Origin of the sequence: Streptomyces sp. NPDC091387, assembly GCF_044756945.1 — a bacterium.
In the GTDB taxonomy this organism is placed as follows: domain Bacteria; phylum Actinomycetota; class Actinomycetes; order Streptomycetales; family Streptomycetaceae; genus Streptomyces.
On the sequence record NZ_JBIVTZ010000006.1, the window covers coordinates 69,389 to 90,575 of the forward strand.

Genomic DNA, 21,187 nt, shown 5'->3' on the forward strand with positions numbered 1-21,187 from the left:
ACCACCCCCGCACCGGGCGGTGTCAGTCGCGCACCCGGGCCATCAGCAGTGCCACGTCGTCGTGGTGACTGGGGTCCCGCAGCTTGCGCAGCAGCCGGTCGCAGGACTCCTCCAGCGACGGATCCGGCTCGCGGAGCAACGCGCACAGGGCGTCCAGCCGGGTGTCTATGTCCTGATCGCGGGTCTCGACCAGGCCGTCCGTGTACAGGACGAGCCGGTCACCTGGCCCGAGGTCGAACGTGACGTCGCTGAACGGCACACCGCCCACGCCGAGCGGTGCCCCGGCCGGCAGACCGAGCAGTCGCGGCGGGCCCCCGGCCGGTATCAGCACCGGCGGAAGGTGCCCGGCGGTACTCACCCGGCAGGTGTTCCGGTCCGGGTCGTACACGCCGTAGACGCAGGTGGCGAACCACGGGTCCAGATCGGCGGTGATCTCGTCGAGATGCCGGAGCACCTCCGCGGGCCGGAGGCCGATCCGGGACAGGGTCTGGGTGGCGGTACGCAGCCGCCCCATCGTGGTGGCCGCGTTGATGCCGCTGCCCATGACATCACCGACCACCAGGGCGGTCCCGCCGTCCCGCAGCGGTATGACGTCGAACCAGTCGCCGCCGACCTCGTACCGGGAGGCGGCAGGCCGGTAGCGGGACGCCACCTCCAGCCCGGCCGGAATGTGGTGGTTGTGCGGCAGCATGCTGCGCTGGAGGGTGAGCGCGGTCTCCCGCTGCTGCCGGAACAGCCGGGCATTGTCGATACAGACCGCCGCGCGGGCGGCCAGCTCGCCGGCCAGCACTTCGTCGTCCTCGGTGAACGGCAGCGGATTGTCCGTCCGTATGAGGTCGAGAGCGCCGAGAACCTCGCCCCGGGCGATCAGCGGCACCGCCAGGTAGGAGTGGGCGCCCGCCTCCGCCAGCAGCCCCGCGGAACGGCCGTCGCGGGCGATGCGCGACAGCTTCTCGGCGTCGAGATACGGCTCCCGGACCGGCTTGGCCGTGCGCACGCAGCGGGTGATCAGCCGGTCGGCGCCGTAGTGGGCCGCGTGGCCCGGCGGATCGGCCGCCTCCACGACCGGCGTGGGCCGGGCGGCGACGACGGCCAGAGCCTGGATGAGGGCCGGGCCGTCGGTCTGGCGGGGGCGCCCCTTCAGCACACTGTCCAGGACGTCGACGGCCGCGACATCGGCGAGCTCCGGAACCGTGACCTCGGCCAGCTCCCTCGCCGTCTGCTCCAGGTCCAGGGTGGTTCCGATGCGCACCGAGGCGTCGGCGACCAGCGCCAGGCGGTGCCGGGCCCGCTCCGCCTCGGCCTCGGCCCGGTGGTGGTCGGTCATGTCGATCAGTGAGACGGCGAGTCCCAGTACCTGACCACCGGAGTCGTCCAGCCGGTACAGCGACATCGACCAGACGCGGTCGGTGTCCGGATCGGCCGCGGTGCGCCCCGCCACCTGATGGCCCACCCGCGGCACACCGCTCTTCAGCACCTCGCGCATCGCCGTCTCGACCACGTCGCCGCCGAGGAAGGGCAGCGCCTCCCCGGCCCGGCGGCCGAGATGCTCGGCCGCGCTCAGCCCGTTCATCCGCTCCAGCGCGGGATTGGCCGCCAGATACCGCAGATCGCTGCCCAGGACCGCCAGACCGATCGGGGACTGGTCGACCAGACGCACGGACAGCGCCAGATCGCGCTCCACCTGCCGCAGCGTCGCCCCGTCCGTGGCCAGCCCCAGCGCGTAGAAGTCACCGCGGTCGTTCTGCAACCGCATGTTGCGGAACTCCAGCGGTCTGGTGGTGCCGTCCTTGCACCGGACGGGGAAGCTGCCCGCCCAGGTCTCGCCGCCGCTCATCACCTCGGAGAACAGCCTCAGCACCAGCTCGAAGTGCTCGTCGTCGACCAGGATGCGGGCGGCGAACCGGCCCAGCGCCTCCTGCGGGGTGTAGCCCAGCAGCCGCTCGGCCTGCGGGCTCCACAGTGCGATGCGGCCCTCGGTGTCCAGCACCATCGCGGCGGTGCCGAGGACGTCCACCAGGCCGCCCTCGGGAGAGCGGCGCACGCCTGCCCGCCGGCCGTCGTCCCGGCCGGTCCGTATGTCATCGGTGCCGTCCACGGACCATCCTTCCCAAGCCGTCACCGTGCCCGGACACAAGGTTCGCTGACTCCCATGGTCGCCCCGGACCCACCGCCCCCGCAGCTCCGGCGGATCCAGAGATCCGGCCGCAGGGGGTTTCGGAAGCCTCACGACGGTCACCCGCAGCGTACTGAGCCGAACACCCGAACACGACTGTCAGGAGTGAGATCTCATGGAGAACTGGCGCGAGCACGCGGCTTGCCGCGACACCGACCCCGACCTCTTCTTCCCCATCGGAAGCACCGGCCCCGCGCTCGTACAGACCGAGGACGCCAAGGCCGTGTGCCACGGCTGTCCGGTACGGGAGGCGTGTCTGCGGTGGGCCCTGGAGAACGGCCAGGACTCCGGCGTGTGGGGCGGTCTGGGGGAGGACGAACGGCGCGCGCTGAAGCGCCGCAGCCGCAGGCGGGCCAAGGAGCGCGGATGACGACGAGGGCACTGTCACACCGCCGACGGCCCTTCCGCGTGATGATTGGCCGGCCGCCGGGTACACGATGAAGCATGGACACCACGGCCTGGCTCGTCATCGGAGCGGTTCTCGCGCTGCTCACCATGGGTGTCGCCGGCGTCCTCCTGGTACGGGTGTTCCGTGCCAGGAAACTGCTGGTCGACGCCGGAATCCCCCTGCACAACAAGGCGCTGGTCTGGGCGGCGGTGATCTACACCGTGTCGCCCGTCGATCTGCTGCCGGACCCCGTGTACCTCGATGACATCGGCTTCCTGATGCTGGCGCTGCGTTCCCTGCACGCCGCGGCGCGGGCCGCCGGGGCCGGCGGTCGCGCCGAGCGGGCGGGAGAGACCCGGCCCCTCGTGCCGTAGGACGCGGTCCTCGGCCCCCGCGCGCAGACGGTTCACCGAACCGGACGCGTCAGTCTCGTTGACAGCTGAACGGGTACACGTCACTCTCCTGGGAGAGCGCTCTCCCATTCGGTTACGGGACATCGGTCCCGCACTCTTCTGCCAGGAGTGAATGTGCACAGACCTTGCGCAGCCCTGCCCGCGAGACCGCGTTCGGGCACGCTGCTGATCACCCTTCTCGCCCTCCTCGCGTCGTCGCTCGTGATGCTCACGGCGTCGTCCGCCGGAGCGGCCGAGGCCCTGCTCTCGCAGGGGAGGACCGCCACCGCCTCCTCCCACGAGGGCGAGGGCTACGCGGCCTCCGCCGCCGTGGACGGGAACCTGACCGGCACCCGCTGGGCCAGCGAATGGCGCGACCCGCAGTGGATCCAGGTGGACCTGGGCGCCACCGCGGACCTGAGCCGGGTCGTACTGACCTGGGAGTCCGCCTACGGCAAGGCGTACGAGATCCAGGCCTCCGACAACGGCTCCGACTGGCGCACCCTGAAGACCGTGACCAACGGAGACGGCGGCACCGACGAACTGGCCGTCTCCGGCTCCGGACGGTACGTGAGGATGTACGGCACCGCACGGGCCGGCGGGTACGGCTACTCCCTGTGGGAGTTCCAGGTCTACGGCACCACCGGCCCGCCGCCCGCCACCGGCGGCGCCGTCCGGGTCACCGGATCGCAGGGCAACTGGCAGCTGACCGTCGACGGCAAGCCCTACCAGGTCAAGGGACTGACCTGGGGACCGTCCGTCGCCGACGCGGCGCGCTACCTGCCCGACCTGAGGTCGATGGGCGTGAACACCATCCGCACCTGGGGCACCGACGGTTCCTCCAAGCCGCTGCTGGACGAGGCCGCGGCCAACGGGATCCGGGTCGTCAGCGGCTTCTGGCTCCAGCCGGGCGGCGGTCCCGGCAGCGGCGGCTGCGTCAACTACCTCACCGACGACGCGTACAAGGCCTCCTCGCTCACCGAGTTCGCCAAGTGGGTCGACACGTACAGGAACCACCCCGGCGTGCTCATGTGGAACGTCGGCAACGAGTCGGTTCTCGGCCTCCAGAACTGCTACAGCGGTGACGAACTGGAGAAGCAGCGCAACGCCTACACCGCCTTCGTCAACGACGTGGCGAAGAAGATCCACACGATCGACCCCAACCATCCCGTGACCAGCACCGACGCCTGGACGGGAGCCTGGCCCTACTACAAGCGCAACGCCCCCGACCTGGACCTGTACTCGGTCAACTCCTACGGCGACATCTGCGGGGTCCGCGGGGCCTGGGAGTCGGGCGGCTACACCAAGCCCTACATCATCACCGAGGGCGGCCCGGCCGGTGAGTGGGAGGTGCCCGACGACGCCAACGGCGTCCCGGACGAGCCCACCGACGTACAGAAGGCCGAGGGCTACACCAAGGCCTGGAACTGCGTCACGGCCCACCAGGGCGTCGCCCTGGGTGCCACGCTCTTCCACTACGGAACCGAGCACGACTTCGGCGGCATCTGGTTCAACGTGGTGCCCGACGGCAAGAAGCGGCTCTCGTACTACGCGCTGAAGAAGGCGTACACCGGCTCCACCGCCGGCGACAACACCCCTCCGGTCATCAGCGGGATGACGGTCCAGAACGCCAACGGCGCCCCGTCCGGACGCGAGTTCACCGTCGGAGCCGACATCCGGGACCCGGACAACGACGCGCTGACGTACAAGATCTACCTGAGCGGCAACTACGCCACCGGTGACAAGGCCCTGGTCGAGGCCACCTGGCGGTCCACCGGCAACGGCACCTTCGCGGTGACGGCGCCGGCGCGGCTCGGGGTGTGGAAGGTCTACATCCAGGCCGAGGACGGACACGGCAACGCCGGCATCGAGACCAAGTCCGTGAAGGTCGTCGTGCCGCCGGTCACCGGCACCAACCTGGCCCTCGGACGGCCGGCCATCGCCACCTCCGCCCAGGCCGGCAGCACCGGCTGCCCGTGCACCCCCGCGATGGCGGTCGACGGCAGGATGGACACCCGCTGGGCCAGCGACTGGAGCGACCCCCAGTCGATCCAGGTCGACCTCGGTGAGCGGAAGTCCTTCCGCCACCTCCAGCTGGTGTGGGACCCGGCCTATGCCAAGTCGTACGAGGTACTGGTCTCGGACGACGGCAGCAACTGGCTCTCGGTGTACTCCACCACCACCGGGAACGGCGATGCCGACGATCTCGACATCGCCCGGACCGCCCGCTACGTGAAGCTCAACCTCACGCAGCGGGGCACCGCTTGGGGCTACTCGCTCTGGGAGTTCGGGATCTACGGCTGATCACCCGGCGGCGCCGGTGAGGCATGTTCACCTCACCGGCGCCGCCCGCCGGGGTGTGTCGGTGGCGGGGCCGGGGCAGGAGAGCGGCCATGGTGAGGACATGAACGTCGCAGACATTTTGGTGGAAGGTTTCACCCGCGTCCGGGAGACGGTGCACTCGGCCGTCGAGGGCCTCGAACCCGACGACCTCCACGCCCGGCTCGACGAGGGCGCGAACTCGATCGCCTGGCTGGTGTGGCACCTGACCCGTGTCCAGGACGACCACATCGCGGACGCGGCCGGGACCGAGCAGATCTGGTTCACCCAGGACTGGCCCGCCCGCTTCGATCTGCCCTTCGCCAAGGACGCCACCGGCTACGGGCAGACAAGCAAGCAGGTCGAGGCCGTACGGGTGGGCTCGGCGGAGCTGCTGATCGGGTACTACGACGCGGTGCACCTCCAGACCGTCGGCTTCGTCCAGGGCCTCGACGGCAAGGCGCTGGACCGTGTCGTGGACGAGGCGTGGTCGCCGCCGGTCACCCTGGGCGTTCGGCTGATCAGCGTGCTGTCGGACGACCTCCAGCACGCCGGGCAGGCCGCATTCGTCCGCGGTTCACTGGAACGCCGGTAGCCGTCGTCAGGCGGCGGGCGAGGTGAGCGGTCCCCGGGTGCGGGCGTAGTGCCCCGGGCTGGTGCCCACGACACGCTTGAAGTGACGCGCCAGATGGGACTGGTCGTAGAAACCGGCGGCCGTCGCCACCGCGGGCGCCGGCAGCCCCTGGAGGAGCAGCCGGCGCGCGAGGTCGACACGGCGCCCCGTCACGTACTGGTGCGGTGCCATCCCGAACTCACGGCTGAAGGCCCGCACCAGATGCGTGTGGTGGGCGTGCAGACGCAGCGCCGCCTCCTGGAGGGCGATCCCCTCCACGAACCGTTCGTCGAGCAGGTCGCGCAGCCGGTGCGCGACCCTGCGGTCGTGCACGTACCGGACGGGTTCGAGCTGGTTGCGCAGATGCTGGTCGAGGCGCTCGGCGACCAGGGCGAGCCGGCTCGCCGCCTCCAGCTCGTCGCCCGGTTCGGCGAGCGTCGTGTGGAGCCGGGCGATCCGGCGGCGCAGCGCCGGATCGTGCAGCACGGGGCTGTCGACGGCCGTGCCGATCAGTTCCTCGTCGACCTGCGCGGTGTTGAGATACAGGACGCGTTTGCGGAAGCCCTCCGCGGTCGCGGCGCCGCCGTTGTGCGGGACGTGCGGCGGCAGGAGCGTCACCACGTGGGTGAGCACTCCGTGCTCGTGGTGGTCCAGGTCGTAGCGGACCATGCCCTCGTCCACGATGAGCAGGGTCCACGCGTCGTGCGTGTGCATGGGGTAGGAGTGATCGATGAAGTGGGCGTGGAAGACCTCTTCGATTCCCTCCACGGGCGGACACCACGCGGTGATGTCCGGACGAGCAGCCATGACCCGATCGTACGCCCGGCGGACGCGGTGCCCGCTCCGTGCGGCGGTCGCGGGGCGGGCACCCGGGGCAGCGCCGCACCGCGGTGGTCATGCAAAGTTCGTACAAGACAGCCGGGGGGACGGCCGGGCAGGCTCGGAGCCATGACAGATGATCTCGCCCCCGTCCGTTTCGACACCAAGATCGCCGTCCTGCTCCGGGACGACCTGCAGACCTGGCAGCGGCTGAACGTCACGGCCTTCCTGGTCAGCGGCCTCGGCACGGCGGTGCCCGAACTGGTCGGCGAACCGTACGCCGACGCCGACGGCACCCCGTACCTGCCGATGTTCCGTCAACCGGTCCTGGTCCTCGAAGGAGGGAAGGAGATGCTGACGACGGCCCACACCCGTGCGGTCGGCCGGGGCGTCGCCCTGTCGGTGTTCACGTCCGACCTCTTCTCGACGGGCAACGACCGGGACAACCGGGCCGCCGTCCGGGCCGTGCGGCGGGACGGCATGGACCTGGTCGGGCTGGCCGTCCACGGTCCCCGCAACGCCGTGGACAAGATCCTCAAGGGCGCGTCCATGCACTCCTGAGCGAGGTCACCGCCGGCCCGGCCCGCCGCCCGCCCCAGCGCGGTGCGCCGGGCGGGCAGGTCACACGGTGCGCTCGACGAAGAACGGCAGGAGCGCCAGGAGCTCCCCGACGGCGTCCGGCTCCAGCGCGACGCTCTCCAGACAGGCGCGGGCGTTCTCCAGATGCCGATGCGCCTCGGCCACGGTGGCCGCGCGCCCGCCGGCCTCCTCGACCAGACCGGCCGCCCGCCGGGCCGCGCCGTCGTCGAGCGGCTCGCCCGTACGCAGCAGCGCGCCCAGCTCCAGCGCTGCCCGGTCGCCCGCGGCGAGCGCGGTCAGGACGGGGTAGGTCTTCTTCTGCCGACGCAGATCGCTGTGCACCGGCTTGCCCGTGACCTCCGGGTCGCCCCAGATGCCGAGCACGTCGTCCATGGCCTGGAACGCCACCCCGAGATGGCGTCCCGCCGCGGTGAGGGCGTCGGCCTCCGTCCGCCCGGCCCCGCCGAGCACGGCGCCCAGACCGGCGGCGCAGCCCAGTAGCGCGCCCGTCTTGCGCTCGGCCATCAGCCGGTACTCGTGCGGCCGCACGGCATCGGGACCCGTCCAGGGCCGGGACTCGAAGAGCAGGTCGTCGGCCTGCCCTCGGACCAGGTCGTTCAGCGTCCCGGACAGCAGCCGGATCGCCGGCACGCAGTGCGCCCCCGGGGCGTCGGCCAGGGTCTGCACGGCGAGCGCGAAGAGCGCGTCACCCGCGAGGACGGCGGGCCCGGTCCCGTAGGCCTTCCAGGCGGTGGCCCGCTGCCTGCGGGTCTCGTCGCCGTCCATGATGTCGTCGTGGAGCAGGGAGAACGTGTGGATCAGCTCGACCGCGACAGCGCCCCGCACCGCGCTCTGCGCCTTCGCGCCGACGGCCTCCGCACCGAGCACGGTGAGGGCCTGCCGGATGCCCTTGCCCTGCGCACCGGGGACGGCCCGGCCGTCGGGCCCGTCCCAGCCGAGCGAGAACGCGGTGATCTCGGCGTGCCACGGATGCAGCTGCCGCACGGCCCGGCCGAGAGCCGGACGGACGAGGGCGCGGCAGCGGGCGAGGATCTCCTGCGCTGTGGCCCGCTCGGCCACCGGGGGCGTCATCGGCGGCCCTCTTTGTCGTGTGCGGCGTGCCGCCTTGTTGCGGATCAAGACGGCTGACGCGCGCCGAGGGTTGCTTCGCGATTGGCCGATCCGTACAGAAATTCGTCTCGGAGGCGGTCGCCGGGTCAGCCGGACCGGTCCGCCAGGTGGTCGATGAACCACTCCCGGGCCAGCTCGGCGACCTCGTCCAGCGTGCCCGGCTCCTCGAAGAGGTGCGTCGCACCCGCGACGACGTCGAGCCGGTTCTCGCAGCGCAGTTCCGCCTGCGCCTGCCGGTTCAGCTCCAGGACCCGGGCGTCGCGGCCGCCCACGACGAGCAGTGTCGGCGACCGGACGTCGCCGAGGACGGACCCCGCCAGGTCGGGCCTGCCGCCACGGGAGACGACCGCACCGATCCCGGTGCCGCGCTCCCCGCCGACGGCCGCCGCTGCCCGCAGGGCGGCCGCCGCTCCGGTGCTCGCCCCGAAGACGCCGACGGGAAGGGACTCACGGCGTCGCAGCCAGCCGGTGGCGTCCACCAGCCGTTCCGCCAGGGTCCCGATGTCGAAGACGTGGGCGCGGACCGCTTCCTCGGCCGGTGTGAGCAGGTCGAAGAGCAGGGTGCCGAGGCCCGCCCGGTTCAGTGCCGCCGCCACCGAGCGGTTGCGCGGGCTGTGCCGGCTGCTGCCGGAGCCGTGCGCGAACACCACGAGGGCGCGGGCGGAACCGGCCGCGGTGAGCTCACCCGGCAGGACGACGCCGCCCGCCTCCACGTCCACCTCGACGGCCGTCCGCCCGGGGCCCCGGTCCGCGGCCCGCGCCAGCAGGGCGACGACCTCCTCGTCCGGGGTCTGGCCGAAGTCCCGGTACCACTCACCCACCGCGGAGAACCGGGGCGGCGTGGACAGGCACACCAGCGCGTCCACCCGGCCGCGCAGCCTCTCGGCGGCGTCCGGGGACGCCACCGGAACGGCCAGTACGACGTGGGCCGCACCCTGCGCACGTGCCACCTCGCACGCGGCCAGGGCGGTCGCGCCGGTCGCGATGCCGTCGTCCACGATGATCACGCGGCGCCCGTCGAAACGGATGCGCGGCCGGTCGCCGCGGAAGGTCCGGGCCCGCCGGAGCAGCTCGGCCGTCTCGGCGCGCTCGACGGAGGCGAGATCCGCCGCCGAGGCCCCGCTGCGGCGCAGGATGTCCTCGCTGATGACCCGTACACCGCCCTCGCCGAGGGCCCCGAAGCCCAGTTCCGGGTGGCGGGGGACGCCGAGCTTGCGGACCACGATCACATCGAGCGGTGCGCCGAGCTCCTGGGCGACCCGGAAGGCCACCGGTACTCCGCCGCGGGGGAGACCCAGCACGACGGGATCGCTCCCCGCGAGGGGGCGCAGAGCCTCGGCGAGCCGTTGTCCCGCGTCGGCGCGGTCGGAGAACAGCACGGGGATTCACCCCAGACCGGGAGAGGGGAGGCGGCTACCTGCACACCTCCTTCGAATCAACCCCATGCACCACGGGCCCGCAAGCCGGCGGCGTCCGCCGTTCCGCCGTTCCTCGGGAACGGCAGCAGCGGCGGACGCCGCCGCGCGGACCGTCACAGGACGGAACGCGCCACCCGGAACCCCGTGTCGTCGATCCGGAACGTCGGGTGGCTGCGACGCCGCACCGAGGCCCGGCAGCTCCAGCGCTCGTCGAACCAGCCGCCGCCGCGCAGCACCCGGTAGCTGCCGTAGACCTCGGCGTCGTAGACGTCCCAGCACCACTCCCAGACGTTGCCCAACGTGTCGTACAGCCCCCAGGCGTTGGGCTGCTTTCCGCCCACCTCGCGCATCCGCTCCAGCGAGTTGCCGCGGTGCCAGGCGATGTCGTCGAGCGGGCCGTACCGTGCGCCCGTCGTGCCGGCGCGGCACGCGTGCTCCCACTCGGCCTCCGTGGGCAGCCGGTAGCCGTCGGCCGCCGTGTCCCAGCCGACGTCCTCGGCGCTCCCGTCGCCCGCCGCGGCCTCGGCGCCGGAGCCGAGGCGGTACGCGGGCGTCAGCCCCTCGTGCACCGACAGGGCGTTGCAGAACCGGACCGCGTCCAGCCACGAGACGCCCTCGACGGGCAGCCGGTCGCCCTGCGCGGCACTCGGACGCTCGCCGGTGACCCGCGCGTACTGGGCCTGGGTGACCACGGAGGCCGCGAGCCGGTACGGGCTCAGCCCGACCGCCCAACTCCGCTGTGTGCGCCGGTCCGACAGCGTGACCTGCCCCGCCGGGACGGTGATCAGCTGGATGTCCGTGTCTGTGTCCATGGGGCGGTGATCGTATCAACGCCGTTGGCGGACCGGCCGGTTCGCGCCCGGCCGTGATCAGCCTGCCGATGCCTGGCGGGTGATCTCGCCGAACCGCTCGCCCATGGCCGCGGCCAGCGCCTGCGCCGCGGAGAGGGGCCGGACCATCACCGTCAGGTCGTCGATCCGGCCCGCCTCGTTCAGGTGCAGGAAGTCGCAGCCGTTGATCTCCCGGTCGCCCACTTTCGCGACGAAGACGAGGGCGTGGTCCCGTCCGTCCTCGCTCGCTGTCTCCCGGACGTACCGGAAGTCCGTGAACACCTCGGAGACCGCGCGCAGGATCGCGGCGGTGAGGGGCTTGCCGGGGTACGGCTTGAACGCCACCGGGCTGGTGAAGACGACGTCATCGGCCAGCATCGCCTCGATCGCGTCGAGGTCGTGCGTCTCGACGGCTTTGCGGAAGGGGTGCATGTGCCGCTCCATAGTCAATTCGTTGAATAGGCGTGAAAGAGATTAATCACATCGGTGTTAGCCTGTCCAGATGTCTCTCAAGTACGCGGTCCTGGCGGCGCTGCTGGAAGGTGAGGCCTCCGGCTACGACCTGGCCAAGGTCTTCGACGTCTCGGTCGCGGACTTCTGGTCCACCACACCGCAGCAGCTCTACCGGGAGCTGGACCGGCTGGCGGAGAGCGGCCTGATCGAGGCACGGGTGGTCGAGCAGCGGCGCAGGCCGAACAAGAGGGTGTTCACCCTCACCGGCGCCGGCCGCGCCGCGCTGGCCGCGTTCACCGCCGAACCACCCCGCCCCACCGCCATCCGGGACGAGCTCCTGGTCATGACCCAGGCGGTGGACGGTGGCGACCAGGACGCGGTACGTGCGTCGGTCGAGGAACGCATGGAGTGGGCGCGCGCCAAGCTCGCCCGCTACGAACGGCTTCGGGACCGCATGCTGGACGGCCGCGACGAGGAGACCTTCGTCGCGCAGGCGGAGCGCATCGGCCCCTACCTGACGCTGATGCGCGGACGGGCCTTCGAGGAGGAGAACCTGCGCTGGGGCGAGAACGTGCTGCGGATCCTGGACCGACGGGCGCTTCAACGGCGTTGAGGATCCTGTCGCTGTCAGACCCCTCGGTTAGTTTCTCCCCCATGACTGAATTCGTACTGGTGGCGGGTGCCTGGCTGGGAGCGTCGGCATGGGACGAGGTGGTGCCGGGGCTGCGCGCGGCCGGGCACGGCGCCCACCCGTTGACCCTGAGCGGTGTCGGTGAGAAGCGGGGCCTTCCGGTCGGCCCGCAGACCCATGTGGCCGACATCGTCGACGAGGTGGAGCGCCTCGGCCTGCGCGATGTCGTTCTGGTCGGCCACAGCTACTCGGGCATCCCGGTCGGTCAGGCCGCCGTCCGGATCGGCGACCGGCTGGCCCGTGTCGTCTTCGTGGACGCCGGTGTCCCGGCCGACGGGGAGTCCTTCGTCTCCGCCTGGTGGCAGGGTCCGGCGGCGCTGGAGGCCGAGCTCGCGGGCGACGGCGGCGTCTGGGCGCCGCCGACCGCGCCCGACTTCGACGGCCAGGGGCTCACCGACGAGCAGACCGCGCGGATCGTGGCCGGCGCAACGCCGCACCCGGGCGCCTCGCTGAGCGATCCCGCCGTGCTGAGCGGCCCGCTCGGCGGCCTGCCGGTCACCTACGTCAAATGCCTGCTCGACGGCCCCGAACCGGCCGACGACGTGGCCGCCTTGCTGACCGGAGAGAGCTGGGAGCTGGTCACCCTGGACACCGGGCACTGGCCGATGTTCTCCCGGCCGCAGGAGCTGGTCCGGATCCTGACCGGGGCGGCCGCGCGGTCCTGAGCCGTACCGGGCGGCGACGCCCCGTGCGCGGAACCCCCGCCCGCCGCGCCCACGAACAGTCGATCAGGACGCGCGCCCCCGAGGCGTTCCGGGCTGCAATGGACAGGTGACCGCGCCCCCCGACGACTGCCTCGCGCGCAACGAATGGATCTGCGGCGCCTATCTGACCAGCCGGCGGCACATCCTGTGGGACGCGGTGCTCCAGCACCTCCAGCTGACCGTGATCGCCGTCCTCATCGGCCTGGTCCTCGCGCTGCCGCTCGCCCTCGCCGCCCGCCGCTGGCGCTGGGCGGCCGGTCCGGTGCTCGGGGTGACCACCGTCCTCTACACCGTCCCGTCCCTCGCCATGTTCTCGCTGCTGCTGCCGGTGTACGGACTCTCCGCCGCCCTCGTCGTCGCGGGCCTCGTCCTGTACTCCCTCACGCTGCTCGTACGGAACATCCTGGCCGGACTCCGAGCCGTTCCGGAGGAGACCCGCCAGGCGGCACGCGGCATGGGATACGGCCCCGTACGCCTGCTCGTCGCGGTGGAACTGCCGCTCGCCCTGCCGGCCGCCATGGCGGGCCTGCGCATCGCCACCGTCTCCGCGGTCTCCCTCGTCACCATCGGCGCGATCGTCGGCTACGGCGGGCTCGGCAACCTCATCTACTCCGGGATGAACACCTACTTCAAGGCCCAGGTGCTCACCGCGTCCGTGCTCTGCGTCGTCATCGCCGTCGCCGCCGACCTGCTGCTCCTCCTCGTCCAACGCCTGCTCACCCCCTGGACGCGGAGGCAGTCGTGAACACCCTCGCCAAGGCCTGGTCCTGGCTCACCACCTCCGCGCACTGGTACGGCGACGACGGCATCTGGACCAGGCTCGGCCAGCACCTCTACCTCACCGTCGTCTGCCTGCTGATCAGCTGCCTCATCGCACTGCCCGTGGCACTCGTGCTCGGCCACCTCGGCAAGGGCGGCGCGCTCGCCGTCAACATCTCCAACGTCGGCCGGGCCGTTCCCACCTTCGCCGTCCTGGTACTGCTCCTGCTCACCCCCGTCGGACGGTTCGGAGAGGGGCCGACGATCGTCGCCCTCGTCCTGTTCGCCGTACCGCCGCTGCTCACCAACGCCTACGTCGGGATGCGGGAGGTCGATCAGGACGTCGTACGGGCGGCCCGGGGCATGGGCATGACGGGCAGGCAGCTGCTGTTCCAGGTCGAGGTGCCGCTCGCCCTCCCGCTGATCCTCACCGGCGTACGGATCGCGGCCGTGCAGCTCGTCGCCACCGCCACCATCGCCGCACTGGCGGGCGGCGGCGGCCTGGGCCGGATCATCACCGCCGGATTCAACCTCGCCTCCACCGCCCAGGTGGTCGCCGGAGCGGTGCTGGTCGCCGCGTTCGCCCTGATCGTCGAAGGGCTCTTCGAGGTGGCACAGCGCCTCGCCCCCGACTGGGTGCGCGACGGGAACGCCGGATGAGGGCCCGGCGCACGGCCCCGGTGCTCCCGGTGCTCCTCCTGGCCGTGACCGCATGCACGACCGGGCCCGCGCTGGAGAACCAGGGCGCGGTCACCGCACCGCCCGGCGACAGCGAACACCTCACCATCGGCTCCGCGGGCTTCACCGAGAGCGATCTGCTCGCCCAGATGTACGCCCTGCTGCTCGACCGGGCCGGATACTCCACGAAGATCATCTCCGTCACCAACCGGGAGATCTACGAACCGGCTCTGGAGAGCGGCCAGATCGACGTCGTACCGGAGTACGCCGCCACGTTCGCCGACTGGCTGAACGCCAAGAAGAACGGCGCCGACGCGGCCCCCGTCGGCTCGCCGGACCTCGCCACCACCATGAAGGCCCTGCGCGCCCTGGCCGCACCCCGCGGCCTCACCGTCCTGGACCCCGGTCGTGCCGTCGACCAGAACGCCTTCGCCGTCACCTCCTCCTACGCGACGGCGCACCACCTGAAGTCGCTGAGCGACCTGGGGAAGTCGGGGCTGCCGGTCCGGCTGGCCGCGGGTGACGAATGCGTGCAGCGCCCCTACTGCGCACCCGGCCTGAAGAAGACGTACGGCATCGACATCACCGCCGTCGACCCCAAGGGCGTCGGTACCACCCAGGCCAAGCAGGCCGTCCAGAGCGGACGGGACCAGATGGTGCTGACCACCACCACCGACGCCACCCTGGACACGTTCGGGCTCGTCCTGCTCGCGGACGACAAGCACCTGCAGAACGCCGACTACCTCGTCCCCGTCGTCAACCGGTCCCGGGCGGGCAGCGAGGGCGTGCGCACCGCGCTGGGCAAGCTGAACACCGTACTGACCACCGCGGACCTGGCCCGGCTGAACGAGCAGGTGGACAGCTGGCGACGGCTCCCCGAGGACGTGGCGCGCACCTACCTGCGGTCCAAGCACCTCATCCCGGCCGGCTGACCGCGTCCCGCCTCACCAGGGCAGCTCCGCGAGCCGGGCCGTGATCCGCTCCCGGTCCCACGCCCCGGCCGCGACCACCACCCGGCAGCGCCGGACCGAACCCAGGCCGCGCGCCACAGTGCGGTCAAGAGATCCGGACCGGGGGCGGCGCGGTCCGATGAGTTCGCAGCCCCGGTGGAGTCATCCTGTTGACCCCACAGCTGAGAAGGCGGAGCGATGAGCACCCTGCGCGAAGTACTCGAAACGCATGTCCGTCACGGATCGGTGCCCGGCGCGGTGGGCCTGGTGGCCCGCGGCGAACGCGTCGACGTGGCGGCGGTCGGCTCCGCCTTCACGGACGGCGGCGTGCCGATGGCCCGGGACTCGATCTTCCGGATCGCCTCGATCACCAAGCCGCTCACCGCGGCGGCGGCCATGACGCTGGTCGAGGACGGCCGGATCGCCCTGGCCGACCCGGTGGGGCCGTGGCTCCCCGAACTGGCGTCACCGAAGGTCGTACGCACCCCGGACGGCCCGGTCGACGACGTGGTCCCGGCCGTCCGGCCGATCACCGTGTTCGACCTCCTCACCTTCCGTGCCGGGTACGGATTCCCTTCCGACTTCTCGCTGCCCGCTGTCGCGCCCCTGTTCAGCGAGTTGCACCAGGGCTCCCCGGAGCCGGAGGCCGTCGCCGAGCCGGACGCGTGGACGGCGGCGCTGGCCCGGGTGCCGATGCTGCACCAACCGGGGGAGGCGTGGCTGTACAACACCTGCTCCGACATCCTGGGCGTGCTGATCGCCAGGGTCTCGGGGCAGTCGCTGCCGGAGTTCATGGCGGAGCGGCTCTTCGAGCCACTCGGCATGACCGACACCGGATTCGCGGTACCCGCGGACCGGCTCGACCGGTTCACCGGCTACTACCGGGCCGGTTCGGAGGGGAAGCTCGAACTGGTGGACGCCCCCGACGGCCAGTGGAGCCGCATGCCGGACTTCCCGTCCGGGGGCGGCGGACTCGTCTCGACCGTCGACGACTGGTACGCCTTCGCCCGGATGCTGCTCGACGGCGGGGCCGTGGGCAGCCGCAGTCTGCTGACGCCCGAATCGGTGCGTCAGATGACGACCGATCACCTGACGCCCGCACAGCGCGCGGCCAGCGGTCTCTTCACCGAGGGGCAGGGCTGGGGGTTCGGTGGCTCGGTCGACGTCGAGACGCTCGATCCGTGGAACGTTCCGGGTCGCTACGGATGGGTCGGCGGCACCGGCACGACGGCGCACATCATCCCGGCCACCGGCACCGTCGCCATCATGCTCAGCCAGGTGGCGATGGCCGGCCCCACCCCGCCCGTGCTGATGCGTGACTTCTGGCGGCACGCCACGGGCGTCTGAGCCCCGGACCGCGAAGCGCGCCGGCGGACCCCGGCGCACCCCTCACGCGTCCGCCACCGAGTCGAACTCCACCTCGTCGCGCCCGACCCCCTGCGCGTCCGCGTCCACCGACCGGCGCAGGGCCTCGTGGAGCTTGGACGGGGTCAGTACGCCGACGAACCGTGCCCCGTCCAGCACCGCCACCCACCCGGCGTCGTGCTGGAGCATCTCGCTGAAAGCCTGCTTCAACGGGGCGCCCACCGGCACCCACGCGTCCATCCGGCACGCGAGTTCGCCCACCGTGCCGTGCTCCCCGGCGATCCGCAGCGCATCCGCCGCCACCCAGCCGTGCAGCTCGCCGGCACCGTTCAGGACCACCGCCCACCGCGATCCCGCGGCGCCGAGCCGGGCCGCCGCCACCCGGGCGGGCTCGTCCAGCCGGGCGACCGGGGGCTCCTCCAGATCCTCCGGTTCGATCGTGGTGACCGACAGCCGCTTCAACCCCCGGTCGGCACCGACGAACCGTGCCACGTACGGGGTCGCCGGGGACCCGAGCACCGCACTCGGGGTGTCGAACTGCTCGATGCGGCCCTCTCCGTACACCGCGATCCGGTCACCCATCCGCACCGCCTCCTCGATGTCATGGGTGACCATCAGCACCGTCTTCCTGACCGTGGCCTGCAGGCTCAGGAACTCGTTCTGGAGCCGTTCCCGCACCACCGGGTCCACCGCGCCGAACGGTTCGTCCATCAGCAGCACCGGGGGATCGGCGGCCAGGGCCCGTGCCACGCCGACCCGCTGGCGCTGGCCGCCGGAGAGCTGGGCGGGGTACCGGGAGCCGTACGTCGCCGGATCGAGGCCGACCAGATCCAGCAGTTCGGCCGCGCGCTCCCGCGCCCTGGACCGCTTCCAGCCGACCAGCGCCGGGACCGTGGCGGTGTTGTCGAGGACCGTCCGGTGCGGGAAGAGGCCGACCTGCTGGATGACGTAGCCGATCCCGCGGCGCAGTTTCACCGGGTCGACCTCGGAGATGTCCTTGCCGTCCACCAGGATGCGTCCGGAGGTCGGCTCGATCAGCCGGTTGACCATCATCACCGTGGTGGTCTTGCCGCAGCCCGAGGGGCCGACCAGGGTGACGAGCTCGCCCTCGGCGACCTCGAAGGACAGTTCGTGGACCGCCGTCGTACCGTCCGGATAGACCTTGCCGACCTGCTCGAACCGGATCATGACTGCACGTTAGGAGGCGGCCGGACCCGCCGCACACGGGCCGGGACTGTCCGGGTCACGCGGGTGTGCTGAACTGTCCGGGAAACAACGGATTCAGGAGCACCCTTGAGCAGCTATCGTCAGCCCGGCCTCGTCCTCACCGACCGTCACTTCACCGTGCCGCTCGATCACACCGACCCGGGCGGTGAGCAGATCGAGATCTTCGGCCGGGAGGTGGTGGCCGGATCCAGGGCCGGTGAAGAGCTGCCGTGGCTGCTTTACCTGGAGGGCGGACCCGGCTTCGGCGCCCGGCGCTTCACCGGCGCGGAGGCCTGGCTGGGCCGCGCGGTGCAGGAGTTCCGGGTGCTGCTCCTGGACCAGCGCGGTACCGGGCTGTCCACCCCGGCGAACCGGCAGACCCTGCCGCTGCGCGGCGGCCCGCGGGAGCAGGCCGACTACCTCGCGTACTTCCGGTCCGACAGCATCGTCCGGGACTGCGAACTGATCCGTCCGCAGCTGACCGGCGGTGCCCCCTGGACGGTCCTCGGACAGTCCTTCGGCGGCTTCTGCGCGGTCCGCTATCTCTCCGCCGCGCCGGAGGGGCTCAGCACCGTCCTGATCACCGGTGGTCTGCCCTCGCTCGACGCCCACGCGGACGACGTCTACCGGGCCGCGTACCCGAGGATCGAGCGGAAGGTCGCCGCGCACTACGCCCGCTACCCGCAGGACGTCGAGCGCGCCCGTGAGATCACCGCTCACCTCGCGGAGCACCGCCCGGAGAGCGCCGGACACCGGCTGACGCCCGAGGGGTTCCAGTCGCTCGGCATCATGCTCGGCGGCGGCAGCGGCAGCCACCAGCTGCACTACCTGCTGGAGAACGCCTTCGTCCACACCCCGCACGGCACCGAGCTCTCCGACGCCTTCCAGGAGGCCATGCGCGCGGCCTCCTCGTTCGCGGGGCACCCGCTGTACGCGTTGCTGCACGAGGCCATCTACGGCCAGGGCGAGCGTCCCACCGGCTGGGCGGCCGAGCGGGTGCGCGCCGAGTTCCCGCAGTTCGACGCGGTGACCGCGCTCCAGGGCGACGGCCCGGTCCTCTTCACGGGCGAGAGCATCCACCCCTGGCACTTCGACGTGGACCCGGCCCTGCGCCCGCTGCGCGAGACGGCAGAGCTGCTCGCCAACCGCGGCGACTGGGAGCCGCTGTACGACACCGAGCGCCTGGCCGCCAACGACGTACCGGTGGCCGCCGCCGTCTACCACGACGACATGTACGTCGACACGGCCCACGCGCTGCGGACCGCCGCCTCGATCCGCGGACTCCGTACCTGGGTGACCGACGAGTACGAGCACGACGGCCTGCGCGCGGGCGGCCCGAGGGTCCTGGACCGGCTGCTCGCCCTGGTCCGCGACGAGGTCTGAGCCGCGACGAGGCCCGAACCGTGACGCGTCCGGGCCGCGACCGGTCCGGGCCGTCCGGTGGGCCGGCCGCGGTCAGCCCTGCAGTGCGTCCAGTGTCGCGTCCAGGTTGGCCGCCGCACGCGGGTCACGGTTGTAGGGGAGCCTGGACAGGACCGCGGCCATGCCGCAGGTGTTGGTCGCCGCGGAGAAGACGAGACCGGCGCCGATACCGGCGGACAGCCAGCGCGCGGCCGGGTACCTGACCCCCGCCAGCAGGCCGGCGACCACCAGCGAACCGGCGGCGAGCCGCACCTGCCGATCCATCGGCCAGGTGGCACGGGCGCCGGAGGGGCGGTCCAGGTCGCGGCCCTCGCCCTCCCAGGCGGATGTGCCGCCGGTCAGCGTGGCGGCGTCGATGTCGGCGGCCGAGAGGATGTCACAGGCCCGGGTGGAGCGGATCCCGGAGGCGCAGACCACGAGCAGGGCGCCGCGCGCGGAGGCCGACTTGAGTGCGGGCACCGCCTCGGAGAGGCGGTCGAGCGGGATGTTCAGGGCACCGGGAACGTGCCCGGAGGCGTACTCGCCCGGGGCCCGCACATCGATGACGGTGAACTCCGTGAGACGGGCCGCGGCCTGGGCCGGGGAGAGGGATACGGGGCTGGTCACGAGCAGTGTTTCCTTTCGTTCACCGGGCGGGGCAGGTTCTCGGTCTCTCCTGCCCCGGACAGGCCAGGGTACCCGTCGGGGTATCCGAAGCGGCGGTGTACGAAGCCGGGCGGGCCGCGGGGCCGCCCGGCCGGGGTGCCGCACCGGCACCCCGGCCCGGCGGTCGGACGCGCTCAGGCCCCGGTCAGTCGGTGCCGAACTCCATGGCGGCACGGTCGAGCATCTGGTCGTCGTCGCCCTCGGCCTGGTCGCGGGAGGCGATGACCTCGGCGCCGCCCTGCGGCATGGCGCCGATCAGCCCTGTCGAGGCCGCCTGGGCGGCACCGATGAGCGTGGCGTGCGTATTGCCGACGATGCCGAGATCGGCGTACTGCTCCAGCTTGGCGCGGGAGTCGGCGATGTCGAGGTTGCGCATGGTGAGCTGGCCGATCCGGTCCACCGGGCCGAACGCGGAGTTCTCGGTGCGCTCCATGGACAGCTTGTCCGGGTGGTAGCTGAACGCAGGGCCCGAGGTGTTCATGATCGAGTAGTCCTCGCCGCGCCGCAGCCGCAGCGTCACCTCACCGGTGACCGCCGCGCCCACCCAGCGCTGGAGGGACTCGCGGATCATCAGGGCCTGCGGGTCGAGCCAGCGGCCCTCGTACATGAGACGGCCCAGGCGCCGGCCCTCGTTGTGGTACTGCGCGATGGTGTCCTCGTTGTGGATGGCGTTGACCAGCCGCTCGTACGCGGCGTGCAGCAGGGCCAGGGCCGGTGCCTCGTAGATGCCGCGGCTCTTGGCCTCGATCACCCGGTTCTCGATCTGGTCAGACATGCCCATGCCGTGGCGGCCGCCGATGGCGTTCGCCTCCATCACCAGGTCGACGGCGGAGGCGAACTCCTTGCCGTTGATCGTCACCGGACGGCCCTGGTCGAAGCCGATCGTCACGTCCTCGGTGGCGATCTCGACCTCGGGGTCCCAGAACCGCACGCCCATGATCGGGTCGACGGTCTCGACGCCGGTGTCGAGGTGCTCCAGGGTCTTGGCCTCGTGGGTGGCGCCCCAGATGTTGGCGTCGGTGGAGTACGCCTTCTCGGTGCTGTCGCGGTAGGGGAGGTCATGGGCCAGCAGCCACTCCGACATCTCCTTGCGGCCGCCCAGCTCGTGGACGAAGTCCGCGTCGAGCCACGGCTTGTAGATCCGCAGGTGCGGGTTGGCGAGCAGCCCGTAACGGTAGAACCGCTCGATGTCGTTGCCCTTGAACGTCGAGCCGTCGCCCCAGATCTGGACGTCGTCCTCGAGCATCGCCCGGACCAGCAGGGTGCCGGTGACGGCGCGGCCGAGCGGCGTGGTGTTGAAGTAGGCACGCCCGCCGGAGCGGATGTGGAACGCGCCGCACGTGAGCGCCGCAAGGCCCTCCTCGACCAGCGCCGCGCGGCAGTCGACCAGGCGCGCGATCTCGGCGCCGTAGGCCGACGCGCGGCCGGGCACCGACGCGATGTCGGGCTCGTCGTACTGGCCGATATCGGCGGTGTAGGTGCACGGGACGGCACCCTTGTCGCGCATCCACGCGACCGCGACGGAGGTGTCGAGGCCACCGGAGAAGGCGATGCCGACGCGCTCGCCGGCGGGCAGGGAGGTAAGAACCTTAGACATGGGAAGAGTATGCGTCATTACGCATGATCATGCAACGTGGCGCCTTCGGGTG

At 71.9% G+C, this 21,187-nt stretch carries 21 protein-coding genes; 12 read left to right on the top strand and 9 right to left on the bottom strand.

Annotated features, from left to right (window positions below; all coding sequences use genetic code 11):
* Nucleotides 1-22: 22 nt before the first annotated feature.
* Entirely contained in the window at nt 23-1,993 is a 1,971-nt protein-coding gene (locus tag ACIQM0_RS14170) for a SpoIIE family protein phosphatase (protein WP_401286454.1), read from the bottom strand.
* Between the two features lie 298 nt (nt 1,994-2,291).
* Here ACIQM0_RS14170 and ACIQM0_RS14175 point away from each other — a divergent pair, with 298 nt between their 5' ends.
* The 4 genes from ACIQM0_RS14175 to ACIQM0_RS14190 all read left to right on the top strand — a co-directional run bounded on the left by ACIQM0_RS14175 (nt 2,292) and on the right by ACIQM0_RS14190 (nt 5,870).
* On the top strand, nt 2,292-2,546 hold the full coding sequence (locus tag ACIQM0_RS14175; RefSeq protein WP_401286203.1) for a WhiB family transcriptional regulator: 255 nt from the start codon (nt 2,292-2,294) through the stop codon (nt 2,544-2,546).
* Nucleotides 2,547-2,620: 74 nt separating this feature from the next.
* Nucleotides 2,621-2,938, top strand: coding sequence for a YkvA family protein (locus ACIQM0_RS14180; protein ID WP_401286204.1), 318 nt, complete (start codon nt 2,621-2,623; stop codon nt 2,936-2,938).
* 153 nt (nt 2,939-3,091) lie between these two features.
* On the top strand, nt 3,092-5,260 hold the full coding sequence (locus tag ACIQM0_RS14185) for a discoidin domain-containing protein (protein ID WP_401286205.1): 2,169 nt from the start codon (nt 3,092-3,094) through the stop codon (nt 5,258-5,260).
* A 100-nt stretch (nt 5,261-5,360) separates the two neighbouring features.
* The gene (locus ACIQM0_RS14190; protein WP_401286206.1) at nt 5,361-5,870 is read left to right on the top strand and encodes a DUF664 domain-containing protein; all 510 of its coding nucleotides are present in this window, start codon (nt 5,361-5,363) and stop codon (nt 5,868-5,870) included.
* A gap of 6 nt (nt 5,871-5,876) precedes the next feature.
* Here the strand turns inward: ACIQM0_RS14190 and ACIQM0_RS14195 are convergent, their stop codons facing one another.
* Nucleotides 5,877-6,695 carry an AraC family ligand binding domain-containing protein gene (locus tag ACIQM0_RS14195; RefSeq protein WP_401286207.1) on the bottom strand — a complete coding sequence of 273 codons (819 nt, stop codon included), beginning with the start codon at nt 6,693-6,695 and terminating at the stop codon, nt 5,877-5,879.
* A gap of 141 nt (nt 6,696-6,836) precedes the next feature.
* Between ACIQM0_RS14195 and ACIQM0_RS14200 the strand changes: the two genes are divergently transcribed.
* A complete protein-coding gene (locus ACIQM0_RS14200) occupies nt 6,837-7,268 on the top strand; it encodes a DUF2000 family protein (protein WP_401286208.1) in 432 nt (143 codons plus the stop codon).
* A 60-nt stretch (nt 7,269-7,328) separates the two neighbouring features.
* On the opposite strand, the gene ACIQM0_RS14205 is transcribed toward ACIQM0_RS14200, so the two are convergent.
* From ACIQM0_RS14205 to ACIQM0_RS14220, 4 genes are all read right to left on the bottom strand, one after another.
* On the bottom strand, nt 7,329-8,378 hold the full coding sequence (locus ACIQM0_RS14205) for a polyprenyl synthetase family protein (protein ID WP_401286209.1): 1,050 nt from the start codon (nt 8,376-8,378) through the stop codon (nt 7,329-7,331).
* Between the two features lie 125 nt (nt 8,379-8,503).
* On the bottom strand, nt 8,504-9,796 hold the full coding sequence (locus ACIQM0_RS14210; protein ID WP_401286210.1) for a phosphoribosyltransferase family protein: 1,293 nt from the start codon (nt 9,794-9,796) through the stop codon (nt 8,504-8,506).
* 152 nt (nt 9,797-9,948) lie between these two features.
* Nucleotides 9,949-10,647, bottom strand: a complete 699-nt coding sequence (locus tag ACIQM0_RS14215; protein ID WP_401286211.1) for a formylglycine-generating enzyme family protein — start codon at nt 10,645-10,647, stop codon at nt 9,949-9,951.
* Between the two features lie 57 nt (nt 10,648-10,704).
* Entirely contained in the window at nt 10,705-11,097 is a 393-nt protein-coding gene (locus ACIQM0_RS14220; protein WP_401286212.1) for a nuclear transport factor 2 family protein, read from the bottom strand.
* 70 nt (nt 11,098-11,167) lie between these two features.
* On the opposite strand from ACIQM0_RS14220, the gene ACIQM0_RS14225 reads away from it, so the two are divergent.
* The 6 genes from ACIQM0_RS14225 to ACIQM0_RS14250 all read left to right on the top strand — a co-directional run bounded on the left by ACIQM0_RS14225 (nt 11,168) and on the right by ACIQM0_RS14250 (nt 16,247).
* Entirely contained in the window at nt 11,168-11,731 is a 564-nt protein-coding gene (locus ACIQM0_RS14225; protein WP_401286213.1) for a PadR family transcriptional regulator, read from the top strand.
* A gap of 41 nt (nt 11,732-11,772) precedes the next feature.
* The gene (locus ACIQM0_RS14230; RefSeq protein ID WP_401286214.1) at nt 11,773-12,474 is read left to right on the top strand and encodes an alpha/beta fold hydrolase; all 702 of its coding nucleotides are present in this window, start codon (nt 11,773-11,775) and stop codon (nt 12,472-12,474) included.
* Nucleotides 12,475-12,580: 106 nt separating this feature from the next.
* A complete protein-coding gene (locus tag ACIQM0_RS14235; RefSeq protein WP_401286215.1) occupies nt 12,581-13,258 on the top strand; it encodes an ABC transporter permease in 678 nt (225 codons plus the stop codon).
* Nucleotides 13,255-13,932 carry an ABC transporter permease gene (locus ACIQM0_RS14240; protein WP_401286216.1) on the top strand — a complete coding sequence of 226 codons (678 nt, stop codon included), beginning with the start codon at nt 13,255-13,257 and terminating at the stop codon, nt 13,930-13,932. Before ACIQM0_RS14235 ends, ACIQM0_RS14240 begins: the two co-directional genes overlap by 4 nt.
* A complete protein-coding gene (locus tag ACIQM0_RS14245) occupies nt 13,929-14,882 on the top strand; it encodes an ABC transporter substrate-binding protein (protein WP_401286217.1) in 954 nt (317 codons plus the stop codon). Before ACIQM0_RS14240 ends, ACIQM0_RS14245 begins: the two co-directional genes overlap by 4 nt.
* Nucleotides 14,883-15,098: 216 nt before the next feature.
* Entirely contained in the window at nt 15,099-16,247 is a 1,149-nt protein-coding gene (locus ACIQM0_RS14250) for a serine hydrolase domain-containing protein (RefSeq protein WP_401286218.1), read from the top strand.
* A 42-nt stretch (nt 16,248-16,289) separates the two neighbouring features.
* Here ACIQM0_RS14250 and ACIQM0_RS14255 read toward each other — a convergent pair whose 3' ends face one another.
* The gene (locus ACIQM0_RS14255) at nt 16,290-17,453 is read right to left on the bottom strand and encodes an ABC transporter ATP-binding protein (protein WP_401286219.1); all 1,164 of its coding nucleotides are present in this window, start codon (nt 17,451-17,453) and stop codon (nt 16,290-16,292) included.
* 105 nt (nt 17,454-17,558) lie between these two features.
* On the opposite strand from ACIQM0_RS14255, the gene ACIQM0_RS14260 reads away from it, so the two are divergent.
* Nucleotides 17,559-18,854 (top strand): alpha/beta fold hydrolase, encoded by a 1,296-nt coding sequence (locus tag ACIQM0_RS14260; RefSeq protein ID WP_401286220.1) that lies wholly within the window; start codon nt 17,559-17,561, stop codon nt 18,852-18,854.
* 72 nt (nt 18,855-18,926) lie between these two features.
* Here ACIQM0_RS14260 and ACIQM0_RS14265 read toward each other — a convergent pair whose 3' ends face one another.
* Together ACIQM0_RS14265 and argG are read right to left on the bottom strand one after the other, a co-directional pair.
* Nucleotides 18,927-19,499, bottom strand: a complete 573-nt coding sequence (locus ACIQM0_RS14265; RefSeq protein WP_401286221.1) for a rhodanese-like domain-containing protein — start codon at nt 19,497-19,499, stop codon at nt 18,927-18,929.
* Nucleotides 19,500-19,683: 184 nt separating this feature from the next.
* Nucleotides 19,684-21,135, bottom strand: a complete 1,452-nt coding sequence (gene argG, locus ACIQM0_RS14270) for an argininosuccinate synthase (RefSeq protein ID WP_401286222.1) — start codon at nt 21,133-21,135, stop codon at nt 19,684-19,686.
* Nucleotides 21,136-21,187 lie beyond the last annotated feature (52 nt).